The sequence below is a fragment of the Citrobacter sp. C348 genome (genome assembly GCF_047467975.1).
GTDB classification, from domain to species: Bacteria; Pseudomonadota; Gammaproteobacteria; order Enterobacterales; family Enterobacteriaceae; genus Citrobacter; species Citrobacter gillenii.
Genome location: NZ_JASJUJ010000013.1, coordinates 96,069 through 108,638, shown reverse-complemented (window position 1 = coordinate 108,638; position 12,570 = coordinate 96,069). Strand labels below are relative to the sequence as shown.

Annotated in this window: 10 protein-coding genes and 1 pseudogene; 3 read left to right on the top strand and 8 right to left on the bottom strand. The window is 51.9% G+C overall.

What is annotated here, in order from left to right:
- From QNN86_RS21010 to QNN86_RS20985, 6 genes are all read right to left on the bottom strand, one after another.
- Positions 1–1,290: an arsenic transporter gene (locus tag QNN86_RS21010; protein WP_031591992.1), complete on the bottom strand. Its 1,290-nt coding sequence runs from the start codon at positions 1,288–1,290 to the stop codon at positions 1–3.
- Positions 1,291–1,336: 46 nt separating this feature from the next.
- Positions 1,337–3,088: an arsenical pump-driving ATPase gene (gene arsA / locus QNN86_RS21005; protein ID WP_031591994.1), complete on the bottom strand. Its 1,752-nt coding sequence runs from the start codon at positions 3,086–3,088 to the stop codon at positions 1,337–1,339.
- A gap of 16 nt (positions 3,089–3,104) precedes the next feature.
- Positions 3,105–3,467, bottom strand: coding sequence for an arsenite efflux transporter metallochaperone ArsD (gene arsD / locus QNN86_RS21000; RefSeq protein WP_049015829.1), 363 nt, complete (start codon positions 3,465–3,467; stop codon positions 3,105–3,107).
- Positions 3,468–3,514: 47 nt separating this feature from the next.
- A complete protein-coding gene (gene arsR, locus QNN86_RS20995; RefSeq protein WP_025376942.1) occupies positions 3,515–3,868 on the bottom strand; it encodes an As(III)-sensing metalloregulatory transcriptional repressor ArsR in 354 nt (117 codons plus the stop codon).
- 356 nt (positions 3,869–4,224) lie between these two features.
- Positions 4,225–5,775 (bottom strand): methyl-accepting chemotaxis protein, encoded by a 1,551-nt coding sequence (locus QNN86_RS20990; protein WP_049041500.1) that lies wholly within the window; start codon positions 5,773–5,775, stop codon positions 4,225–4,227.
- A gap of 224 nt (positions 5,776–5,999) precedes the next feature.
- Complete coding sequence (locus tag QNN86_RS20985; RefSeq protein ID WP_000019445.1) at positions 6,000–6,980, bottom strand: IS5-like element ISKpn26 family transposase; 981 nt, start codon at positions 6,978–6,980, stop codon at positions 6,000–6,002.
- A gap of 801 nt (positions 6,981–7,781) precedes the next feature.
- Here QNN86_RS20985 and QNN86_RS20980 point away from each other — a divergent pair.
- Positions 7,782–8,522 carry a tyrosine-type recombinase/integrase gene (locus tag QNN86_RS20980; RefSeq protein WP_045282345.1) on the top strand — a complete coding sequence of 247 codons (741 nt, stop codon included), beginning with the start codon at positions 7,782–7,784 and terminating at the stop codon, positions 8,520–8,522.
- Positions 8,523–8,844: 322 nt separating this feature from the next.
- Here the strand turns inward: QNN86_RS20980 and QNN86_RS20975 are convergent, their stop codons facing one another.
- Positions 8,845–9,834: a RepB family plasmid replication initiator protein gene (locus QNN86_RS20975; RefSeq protein WP_131619246.1), complete on the bottom strand. Its 990-nt coding sequence runs from the start codon at positions 9,832–9,834 to the stop codon at positions 8,845–8,847.
- A gap of 592 nt (positions 9,835–10,426) precedes the next feature.
- Positions 10,427–11,424, bottom strand: a pseudogene (gene iadA / locus QNN86_RS20970) (beta-aspartyl-peptidase); the annotation flags it as partial.
- Positions 11,425–11,924: 500 nt separating this feature from the next.
- Between iadA and QNN86_RS20965 the strand changes: the two are divergent.
- Both QNN86_RS20965 and QNN86_RS20960 read left to right on the top strand, forming a co-directional pair.
- Positions 11,925–12,173: a hypothetical protein gene (locus QNN86_RS20965; RefSeq protein ID WP_045282347.1), complete on the top strand. Its 249-nt coding sequence runs from the start codon at positions 11,925–11,927 to the stop codon at positions 12,171–12,173.
- Positions 12,174–12,338: 165 nt separating this feature from the next.
- Positions 12,339–12,527 carry a hypothetical protein gene (locus tag QNN86_RS20960; protein WP_045282348.1) on the top strand — a complete coding sequence of 63 codons (189 nt, stop codon included), beginning with the start codon at positions 12,339–12,341 and terminating at the stop codon, positions 12,525–12,527.
- Positions 12,528–12,570 lie beyond the last annotated feature (43 nt).

Sequence of the window (12,570 nt, the reverse complement as noted above, 5' to 3'; positions counted from 1 at the left end):
TTACAAAGTGAAAGAGAGACGTAGCGCCAGCGCGGCCAGCGTTACAAACAGCACAGGCAGAGTCATGATAATCCCGGTGCGGAAATAGTATCCCCAGGTGATTGTCATGTTCTTCTGTGAAAGTACATGCAGCCAGAGTAGCGTTGCCAGGCTACCAATAGGCGTAATTTTAGGTCCCAGATCGCAACCGATGACATTGGCATAAATCATTGCTTCTTTGATGACACCCGATGCGGTGCTGCCATCGATCGACAATGCGCCAATCAATACAGTAGGCATGTTGTTCATGATGGATGACAGGAATGCTGTCAGGAATCCCGTGCCAAATGTGGCAGCCCAAAGTCCTTTGTCTGCAAATAAATTCAATACGCCAGAGAGGTATTCTGTCAGCCCGGCATTACGCAACCCATAAACAACCAGATACATTCCCAGTGAGAAAATCACAATCTGCCACGGTGCACCACGCAGGACTTTACCGGTGTTAATGGCATGACCTTTTTTAGCCACGAAAAAGAGGATAGCAGCACCCACAGCCGCAATAGCGCTGACAGGAATACCCAGCGGCTCAAGCACAAAAAAACCTACCAGCAGAAGGATTAATACAATCCAGCCAGTTCTGAACGTCGCCGGGTCTTTGATAGCAAGAGCCGGTTCTTTCAGTCGGTTCAGATCATAGGTCGGTGGGATATCTTTGCGGAAAAACAGATGCAGCATCACCAGCGTGGCAATAATGGCGGCAATATCCACAGGCACCATCACGGAGGCATATTCCGTGAATCCCAGATGGAAGAAGTCAGCAGAAACAATATTGACCAGGTTCGACACAATCAGCGGCAGGCTGGCGGTATCGGCAATAAACCCTGCAGCCATTACAAATGCCAGCGTAGCGCTTTTACTGAATCCCAGAGCCAGCAACATGGCAATAACGATCGGCGTCAGGATGAGAGCTGCACCATCATTGGCAAATAGCGCTGCTACCGCAGCACCGAGCAGAACGATATAAGTAAACAGCAGGCGACCCCGGCCATTTCCCCAGCGGGAAACATGCAATGCTGCCCATTCAAAAAAGCCAGACTCATCCAGCAGCAAACTGATGATAATCACGGCAATAAAGGTTGCTGTGGCGTTCCAGACGATATTCCATACCACCAGAATGTCGGTAATGTGTACTACACCAGATATGAGTGCCAGTATTGCGCCAAATATGGCGCTCCAGCCAATCCCTAACCCCTTCGGCTGCCAGATAACCAACACGATGGTCAGGATGAAAATTGCTCCTGCCAGTAACATAAAACCTCCTGACAGGGCAGCATGACTGCCCTGTATATAGTAAAAATTAACCTGCGAGCTGTTTGAGTTTGTCTATACCGGTTGGCTCTGCCGCAAGAACAGGAACCAGTGCAACACGGGTAGCATGCTGGTTCTTTACAGCCTCGATTTGAGGCAGTTCCTGCTGCGAGCGCTGACGAAGCAGCGGTGAACGGGTTTCAGCGATGGAAAGACTGTTATTGATAATCCAGCCCCATGGATGAATCCCGGCACGTTCAAGATCGGCTTGTAAATTTGCAGCCTCAAGAACGGGGGTCGTTTCCGGCAGAGTGACCAGTAATACTTTTGTTCTTTCCGGATCCTGAAGCTGCATCATTGGCGTAGAGAAATGGCCTTTATCTCCCATTTTCTTTGCTATCTCCCGGTGGTATGCCCCGGTAGCATCAAGCAGCAACAATGTATGTCCTGTCGGTGCCGTATCCATGACGACAAACCGTTTACCCGCTTCACGGATCACCCGTGAGAAGGCCTGGAACACAGCAATCTCTTCGGTACACGGAGAGCGTAAATCCTCTTCCAGCAGATGTTTCCCTGCTTCATCCAGGTCACGTCCTTTCGTTTCAAGGACATGCTGGCGATAACGTTCTGTTTCATCATGAGGGTCGATTCTGCTGACCTGCAGGTTATTGAGGCTTCCATTGAGGGTTGTGCTCAGGTGTGCAGCAGGATCTGACGTCGTGAGATGCACATCAAATCCCATTTCGGCCAGTCTGACTGCAATGGCCGCAGCCATGGTTGTTTTACCCACGCCACCTTTACCCATCAGCATAATCAGGCCGTGTTCATTAAGGGCAATCTCATCAACCAGAGCAGACAACGACGATATCGCTGGTTTTTGCAGGGCGGACACTTCAGCAAATGAAGCCGTCTCAGGTTGGGAGGTGAGAAGTCCCCTTAAAGCAGACACACCGACCATATTCACTGGTTGAAGGAATAATGTGTCAGTAGGGAGAGCGTCCAGACCAGCGGGAAGACTTGCCAGCGCCTCCTGCTCCCGGCCCCATATTGCAGCCGCCAGAGTATCGTTGACTGCTTCTGTCTCAGGTAACACGCCGTTGATGACCAGATACTGATTTTTGAGACCTATCGCCGCAAGCTCATCATGAGTACGGGCGACTTCCTGAAGCGTTGATTTTTGCAGTCGAGCCACTAAAACCAGCCTCGTACGATCCGGATCAGACAATGCCTGGACGGCGTGTGAATACTGCTCACGCTGTTTCTCCAGCCCTGCCATCGGGCCAAGACAGGAAGCACCATCAGGATTGCTCTCAATGAAGCTACTCCACGCACCGGGCAACTGGAGAAGACGAATAGTGTGACCGGTTGGCGCGGTATCAAAGATAATATGGTCAAAGCGGGTCAATAATGATGCGTCAGTCAACAGACCGGTAAATTCATCAAAAGCTGCAATTTCGGTGGTACATGCACCAGAGAGCTGTTCGTTAATACTGTTAACGACATCATCCGGCAGAATGCCTTTGATAGGATCAACGATTCTGGCCCGATATTCCTGGGCGGCGGCCTGAGGATCAATTTCCAGCGCTGAAAGACCCGGTACAGAGGCCACCGGCAGAATGGTATTGCCAATAGTCTGGCTGAACACCTGGCCTACGTTTGAAGCCGGATCGGTGCTGACAAGCAAAACCCGCTTGCCTTGTTCCGCCAGGCTGATAGCGGTGGCACAGGAAATAGAGGTTTTACCGACGCCCCCTTTACCGGTAAAAAACAGGTAAGGTGGGATATTCTGTAAGAATTTCATATGTCCTCCTGACATTTCAGCAACAAGAAGTATTACCACCGCAGCAGCTTTTAGATGCTAATCCTACTTTATCCAGCGGTATTCCGAACCAGCGGGCCAGCTCTGCACGTTTCGGATAACGCCCCGCCATCACCATTTCGCCGTCCAGCAACAACAATGGAAGCCCTTCAGCCCCGGATGCCTCAAGGAATGCTTTGGCTTTTTCGTTCTGTACAAAGCTCATGGGTTGCTGTGCCAGGTTATAACGATCAACCTGAATTTCACGCTGTTTTAGCCACTGTACATCCGCAGAAAAATCAACCAGAACCTGATCAATATCTGTACCGCAGACGCCGGTACTGCAACACATAGCCGGGTCAAACACCGTTAACGTTTTCATCATGAACACCTCACATTTGAAAAATCATATATGTTCAGGCAAATTTTTTAGATGCAGACAGCCTTGCCGCTACCAGAGCAGTTAGCTGATGCCAGCTTATGGGCGATAGCCTGTACGTCGTCCTGTTGGCTTAACCAGGCCTGCTCAATAACCTGAGCAGCCCATGAAGGAATATGCGGAGATAAGCGGTAGTGAACCCATTTCCCATTCTTGCGATCCAGCAACAATCCGCTTTCACGTAGCATTGCCAGATGACGGGAGATCTTAGGCTGCGACTGTTCCAGCGCCGTGCAGAGATCGCATACGCATAGTTCACCCATCTCTTTGAGGAGAAGGACGATACCCAGACGGGTTTCATCGGACAGGCTTTTAAAGAGTTGTAGGGGTGAAATTGATGACATCGTGACCTCCTGCGTTGAATGAATAGTGTCGCGCTTCTAAACCAGGAAGTCAAAAACATATATGTTATATCGAATTCGTTTAGTGTTAATTCTTCATTGGTAGATAACAGGAACAACGGAGTCGGAGCAATACGGGCAAAATTTCATCTTTGTTGTGAAAAGAAAAAGTTTAACGATAGGGTACTGATAAGTAAGGCAGCACCATACAATGAACAATAAATCACCTTAGCGTGGGATTTTTTCCGTTTTCCAAGCGGACCCCTATTACCGGGTAGCGGCTACGCCTTACCCGGCCTACAGAAACGTAGGCCCGTGCAAGCGCAGCGCCGCCGGGCATTAAGGGCTACAGGGAGGAATTATGCCGGTTCCGGCAGTCTGAAGCTGGCGATGCTCTGGGTCAGGTGTTTCGCCTGCTCTTCCAGCGAGGCGGCCGCGGCCGCGGACTCCTGCACCAGGGCGGCGTTTTGCTGGGTGACGCCGTCCATCTCGGTTACCGCCTGGCCGACCTGGCCGATGCCACGGCTCTGCTCTTCCGACGCCACCGAGATCTGCTCCATCAGCGCGTTCACCTTATTGACCGAATTGATAATGGCATGGATCACCTCCCCCGAGCGATTCACCAGCTGAGAACCGTTTTTCACGCTGGAGACCGACTGGGCGATCAGGTTTTCGATATCCTTCGCCGCCACGGCGCTCTTCTGCGCCAGGGTACGGACTTCCGTTGCCACCACCGCAAATCCCCGTCCCTGGGTGCCGGCGCGGGCGGCTTCAACCGCGGCGTTCAACGCCAGAATATTGGTCTGGAAGGCGATGCTGTTAATCACGCTGGTAATATCTTCGATACGCTGGGAGTTAGCGGCGATGGTGTTCATGGTCTCGATCACCTCGCGGGTCACGGCCTCCCCCGTGCGGGCGTTATTCACCGCATCCTGCACCAGCTTCCCGGCCTGATACACATTGTCGGTATTATTGGCGACGGTAGCGCTCAGCTGCTCCATGCTGGCGGCGGTTTCCGTCAGGGCTGACGCCTGCTGCTCGGTACGCGAGGCCAGATCGATGTTGCCGGAGGCAATTTCCTGCGAAGCGTAATTGACGGTACGGCAGGCTTCACGCACCTGAGAGATAGTCTCCAGCAGGGCCAGACGCATCTGCTCCATCGAGCCCATAAGCAGATCGATTTCGTTGTTCGAGCCCGCTTTTTGCGGCACCGCTTCCGTCAGCTGACCGGCAGCGATCTGGCTGCAGTGCGCCCGCGCCAGGTTAATCGGGGCAAAGACAAACCGCTTCATCAGTACGCTCACGCCGATAATCACCACCACAAACAGCGCAGCAAAGGCGGCAATAATGGTTAAGCCAGAGGCAAAGTGGGATCGCGCATCGTCATTCAGCTGTTTCGCGTATTTCTGGTGCACGGAGAGCACCTGGTCGAGGACGATTTCGTACTGGCGGTCGAGACGGGAGATCTGCGGGATCAGGGCATCAAATTTTGCCGCGTCATGCGCCGAGGCCGCATCAATCAGCGGTGCCAGTCCCTGATTACGGTAGGCAAGCCAGGCGTCGTCGTAATTTTTCACTAACGGAGCTTCATCCGCCAGACGCGGCGCGGCATTAAAGGCGGCAAACGCGCCATCGGCCTTGGTCAGCGCCAGCTTTACCGAGTCCAGCTTCTCCGCAAGACCGGCGGTATCTCCGCTCTCCGCCTGCTTCATGTACTCCATGACCCGCACGCGCAGGGTACGGCTGTGGTTAATGGGATCGATAATGGATAACACCACCTGGATCTCTTTATTCACGTTATCCAGTGAATCATTGCTTTTAATGGCCAGCCAGACATTGGTTGCGGCACTGGCAACAAAGAAAAACAGCAAAGCGAGCAGAATGGCAAGGGACGACTTTTTCAACGACATAACTACCTCAGATATAAAACGGTCTAAAGTGTTATCGGCATCCGCCCCTTAATATTGAATTAAAGTTATTTATTTAGGGAAGGTGCGAATAAGCAGGTCATTTCTTCCCAAGCTGACTCGCTGATTAAAATTTCGCGGATCTGGGCCGATTTTTTTCCCGCAAACACATCGAATCAGCCTATTTAGGCTATTTTTTCCACCATTTCTGGCGTTATTTCCGGTTTTTACTGAGATCTCTCCCACTGACGTATCATTTGGTCCACCCGAAACAGGTTGGCCAGGGTGAATAACATCGCCAGTTGGTTATCGTTTTTCAGCAGCCCTTTGTATCTGGCTTTCACGAAGCCGAACTGCCGCTTGATGATGCGAAACGGGTGCTCCACCCTGGCACGGATGCTGGCTTTCATGTATTCGATGTTGATGGCCGTTTTGTTCTTGCGCGGATGCTGCTTCAAGGTTTTTACCTTGCCGGGACGCTCGGCGATCAGCCAGTCCACATCCACCTCGGCCAGCTCCTCGCGCTGTGGCGCTCCTTGGTAGCCGGCATCGGCTGAGACAAATTGCTCCTCTCCATGAAGCAGATTACCCAGCTGATTGAGGTCATGCTCGTTGGCCGCGGTGGTGACTAGGCTGTGGGTCAGGCCACTCTTGGCATCGACACCAATGTGGGCCTTCATGCCAAAGTGCCACTGATTGCCTTTCTTGGTCTGATGCATCTCCGGATCGCGTTGCTGCTCTTTGTTCTTGGTAGAGCTGGGGGCCTCAATGATGGTGGCATCCACCAAAGTGCCTTGGGTCATCATGACGCCTGCTTCGGCCAGCCAGCGATTGATGGTCTTGAACAATTGACGTGCCAGTTGATGCTGCTCGAGCAGGTGGCGGAAATTCATGATGGTGGTGCGATCCGGCAGGGCGCTATCCAGGGATAATCGGGCAAACAGGCGCATGGAGGCGATTTCGTACAGGGCATCTTCCATGGCACCGTCGCTCAGGTTGTACCAATGCTGCATGCAGTGAATACGCAGCATGGTCTCCAGCGGATAGGGCCGTCGGCCATTGCCCGCCTTGGGATAAAACGGCTCGATGACAGCGGTCATATTCTGCCATGGCAGAATCTGCTCCATGCGGGAGAGGAAAATCTCTTTTCGGGTCTGACGGCGCTTAGTGCTGAATTCACTATCGGCGAAGGTGAGTTGATGGCTCATGATGTCCCTCTGGGATGCGCTCCGGATGAATATGATGATCTCATATCAGGAACTTGTTCGCACCTTCCCTAGAGCACTACCACTGGAGGGTGCTATTGACTTAATTAATCTGGAAAAAGAAAAATAAATATTTTAGCCTGTAATAGTTGCAATTACCTTTGGTTATTAGTTCGGGAATTAGCGCACATTTCATAGAAATGTGCCATGCTAAAGCAAAAAAAATATAATAACTCTGGATAAAGGTGTAAACAACTCTCAGATTCTTTTTTTCAGATGGTTGTGATGCAATTTTATATCTACCAACTGAATGCACGAAAAATTAAAATATATTTTTTCTTACCTGTTGTACGGCATCTGATTTATTTACTGCAGACTGATACTGAAATTATTATTATCCGTATACAGGATGCCGGCCGTCATCTCAACTGTCAGTAGTCAGCAACTACATTGCGCTGCGTGAAAACTGACAGGGTTACAGGAGAGTTGTAACAGGTCAGAATTCACGTAGCGCATCCTCTTCTTCTCTGCTCCATTCTCATTATGGTCCGATCATGTCTGTCCTGGCATTACCCCATTTCTCCCAAAAAACGTAAAACGGCCATCAGCCCGCGTCATGACTGGCTTCAGCGTGGATCGACGCTGAAAAATGATCCTTTACGCATTTGGTTTTACCCGCAATAATGCGGGATAAGACAATAAAAGGATCCGCGCGCTGCGATTTATTGTCATGGCAGGATCGGCCGGTCAGGTGCAAAATACCTGTATCCATAAACAGTGCGTGCGCTACGTGAAAAATAACTGATGAACAACGTCATTCCCCTGCAGAATTCACCAGAACGCGTTTCGTTGTTGCCGATCGCCCCCGGCGTTGATTTTGCGACCGCCGTGGCATTACGACGCATGGCCACCTCCACCGGCGCCACCCCGACCTACCTGCTGGCGCCGGAAGTCAGTGCCCTCCTCTGGTATATGCCCGACCAGCGGCATCACATGCTGTTCGCCACCATGTGGAACACCGGCATCCGTATCGGAGAAGCCCGGACGCTGACCCCGGAGTCATTTGATCTCGACGGGCTGCGGCCGTTTGTGCGGGTACTGTCTGAAAAAGTACGGGCACGACGCGGACGCCCGCCAAAGGATGAGGTCCGCCTGGTCCCGCTGACCGATATAAGCTATGTCAGGCAGATGGCGAGCTGGATGGTCACCACCCGCCCCCGCCGGCGCGAACCTTTGTGGGCCGTCACCGATGAAACCATGCGTAACTGGCTGAAGCAGGCCGTGAAGCGGGCCGAAGCTGACGGGGTGCATTTTTCAATTCCGGTGACCCCCCATACTTTCCGGCACAGCTACATCATGCACATGCTCTATCATCGCCAGCCCCGGAAAGTGATTCAGGCACTGGCCGGTCACAAGGATCCGCGCTCCATGGAGGTGTATACCCGGGTATTCGCGCTGGATATGGCCGCCACACTGGCCGTGCCGTTCACCGGTGACGGGCATGATGCCGCGCAGATCCTCCGGACACTCCCCCCTCTTACGTGACAACGTCACTCACCACAGTTTATATAAGCTGTGGTGAGTAAACCTTCCCGGAGATAAGCTGTAGTGAGTGAAATAAACTGTAGCAGGCAACATAAGCTATAGTGAGCAGATGCCGGTTTATGGTGGGCACGACGGTTTCGCAGGGCTCCGGCAGTAACAGGAATGCCGTTCTGAAGGGCTTGTGGATCAGGAAGGCAGTGCTTCCGGTATGGGCAGCTCTCATCACTGCTTATATAAGCTGCAGTGAGCAGAACACTCACCAGAGGCAGTAATATAAGCTGTAGTAAGTAAACAGAGATGGATTACTCACTACAGCTTATGTTCAGCGGGATTTGAAGAGTTTTTCCAGGTCATCAAGCGTGATGCCCAGTTTCTCGAGAAGTTTCAGTTTTTCAGCCATCTCCGGACTGACATCACCCGGTGTGGCAGGCAGCTGCGGGTTCTCCGCACTCTCATCATGAGGTGGCTTTAATTTGGGACGGCGGTAGTGAATGCAGAAGAGTTTTGTGCGTCCCCGCTGGATCTCAGTGTAGTCCAGATAGCCAATCTCCCGGAGCTGCTCCATGGCACGCCTCACCGTCTGGTTCTGTGAGAATACAGGGGATTTCAGGTTCAGACGGGCCCGCAGACGCGCCAGTGATATCGGTGCCGGATCCCGCGGCAGACTCTCTATAAAGGTATAAAGAGCCTGAGCTGACTCCCTACGCTTCAGGGCATTGATGGCCTTGAGCTGCAGCAGGACTTTACGGTCAAACTGGTAGAGTTCAAACAGACGTGGATCGGCCTGCAGCTGAACGATATCTTTTTCCGTATCATAGTAAGCCGACTGCACCAGATGCGTGATGTACTCTTTGGTGTGTTTCTCCGTTGTGCGGGAAAACGAGATCACTGTACCCGCAATACGCTTGAGTGAAGGGCTGATACGCTCCCGGAGCTTACGTGATGACTGACTGGAGGGGATCCCGCAGAGTTTGGCGAACTCGACAAACGGCAGCTCAACTTTATCGCCGATAACCTTATGCCGGGCAAAGGAATGGATCACCCCTACCCAGGTCTTGAAGTCATTATCCATGTCCAGGCGGGGGCCGGTGATCTCCACCTTATCAAACCCTTCGGCTCTGGCGAGAGAAAGGCGCGTCAGTTCTTCCGTCGCATCAGTACGGGAAAGCGTATTTTTTTTACTGTTTTTCAGTGATTTGAGCGTGGGAACAAACACCCCAAGCCGCATCAGTGCCACAGGCTGCACTGTATTAGCTGCATTAGGTGTGAGATTTACGACTTCACCGGAGGATTTATCCACCTCTTCAAACAGCTTTTTTATGTCCAGATTGTCCTTGTCCAGAGCGCCTCCGATCGGTGGATAGTTACAGAATAAAATCAGCCACTGTTCTCATGTTATGGCCTGTAAAGAGCCAGACAACTGGCTTCAGTTTATGCACAGCCCTGATGAATTTTCAGGGGATATACTCACTGTAGTTTATATCACTGCCTCATTACAGCATATCCGATACATGATACAGCTTATTCCATACCAGTTACAGCTTATGATTAACCTGCTACAGCTTATGTGATCATGCTCCTGGCTCAATGCTGACGCGGCCTTCAGCGTTGTCGGGATCTTCTTTGGATCTTACAGGGATCGCTTTAAGGATCTTATTACTGGATCGAGTGACTGTATATGTGGATAACATGCTGAGCAGTAAAGCAATTCAGATGATTCATCAGTGATCACTTGCCGTAACTCCAGCGCGTAACTGCTCCCTTCCGCTTCTGTGTTATTGCGCTTCCTCGCCGGTTCGCGGGCTTACACCCGGTCACCGGACTGCGGCGAGCACTGATGTATTCATTATAGAAGTCATAAGCGTTAAGTGAGCGCCGTATTGACGGCTGATAACCGATTACCCTTACTCGAAGGTACCCTTCACGCAGGCTTTACCGTCAACCACCATCTGTTTGCCGTGAGTATAAACCTGCTCAATACATAATTCTGGTGTCATAACCAGCAGATCGGCATCCTTACCGGGAGCAATTTCACCTTTAGTGGTAAGGTTAAGAAAGGCAGCCACACTGGTCGTCAGCGGACGCAGTGCGTCGGTCAGGGTAAAATCGTAATCGTTGATTAGCGATTGCACGGTTTCAAGCAAGCTCTCAAAGCCCCCACGCCAATGCCAGTGAGTTTTCCGGTATCATCAAACAACGGCTGGCTACCAATACCATCAGAACTGACCGTTATCCGGGCAAGCGGTATACCTGCTTTGACTGCGCGGACCATGCCCTCAGCCGGTGCAACCGGATTGGGAATACTGCTGGTGATGTCGATGGTACCGCCTTTGAGAGCAAAGGCCAGAGCTTCTTCGAACAGCGCCTCATTGCGGTTTACGTGGGTGGGAAGCAGTTTACTCATCGGCACATCACTATTTTCGAGAATGTCGTAAAGTGGTTTGAGCCCCTTTTTACTGTCGCCCATATGGAATACGCTGACCCCCTGTTTGCCGCCCAGCAGGCCACCCACACGGGATTCAGTTGCCATGTTTGCCAGTTGATAATCGCCAGGAGCGGTAGAGCGGGGGTCAGATACGGCACATTTTACGCCAATGACGCAATCGATCAGCGCCACATCTTTTTCTACAGAACCGGTGATCGTCGGTGAAGGAACATGTTAAGCGCCGGTTAACATCCAAGCGGTGATCCCTTCTTCATTTAGCGCCCGGGTTTTCGCCAGCAGTGATTCCGGATGACGGGTTACGGAGTCGGTGCCGAGCAAACCAATGACGGTCGTGACCCCGGCTTCGGTCAGTCTGCTTAGTCTGACTTCTGGCGTGCGGGTCGTGGGGCCCGCTTCGCTACCGCCGCCAATCAGGTGAACATGCTGATTGATAAAGCCAGGACACAGGATCCGTCCATGGTTAGGAATCTCAATCACATGTTGATCGCTTCCTGACCATGAACATCGCGCCCGGGTGAGAACCATTCTGTCATCCGCGCTGACCGGATGGGCTGTTTTCATTTGTTTTGTTTCTTTTTCATTCAAAATCCTCGTTTTCGGGCGCACTTACTCTACCGCCTGTCCCAGAAGCCATCGTTTACGGTCAATGTTATGCAGTCTTTCTGCCACTAATTCCGACGCGTGCCTGCCAGCCTGAGCGCCGGCAAATCGCAATCGGTTACCATCTCAGGGTGCTGCATCCTTGTATTGTCTGGTTCAGTGCTGATATTGAACATGAATCCGGGACGCTGGAGGCAGCACTGCGATACGCCTATACGTCAGTAAGAGCGCTTGAGCCTGATTTCGGCGCTATGATGAGTATCGACTGCAACGGAGAATCTGTGTCCGCGAAGGCCATTGTTAAAGTCGAGTTCCTGCTCAGTACGGTAAGCAATTCCATCACATGGAGATAAACAATGAACCATCCTGAAATTCACGTCAAAGGCTGGATTGATGTGGGCAATCGTGAGTGTGTGGTGCAACGGCTTCTTCCCCCGGGGTCTCCCGCCGGCGTCTGTATTGTTGTTCTGAATAAAACCAAACCGACCACCAGGATCGCAGGCTGGGACGGCGAAAAATGGTACTTCATGCCCAGCCATGACTATGGTGGCTATGCAGATGATTATGATCCCTGTGTACGTGAACTTAAACGGGGCCGCAGCTGACTCAGGAGGTGATTTCGTGCAACTGCGTTGTGGCCAGACTGCACGTCATCCCGGGATCAACATTCAGCCAGAGCGGGTTAAGGGGTTTTACACGAAAGGGTATGGTGCGAAAACGGCGTCGTGACGGCAGGATCTGGAGGTCATTAACTCCGTTAGGATAACGCAATGAAGAAAACACGTCAGGACGTCGGGGCCCGCTGGCTGGCCAGTCGGGTACCGGAGCAGCGCACCGTTGAAGAAGCGCTGAAATTCTCGGATGAATGCTGGGCAGAGGGACTGCGGCTTGCCGCCAGCCGGGCAAATCACTATCAGCATATTATGGATGTGGTTCGCTGGTCACTGACTGACAGGTAAAAAAAGCTCCCGGAAGAGAGCTTTGTGGCAGGGCGGTCAGCAG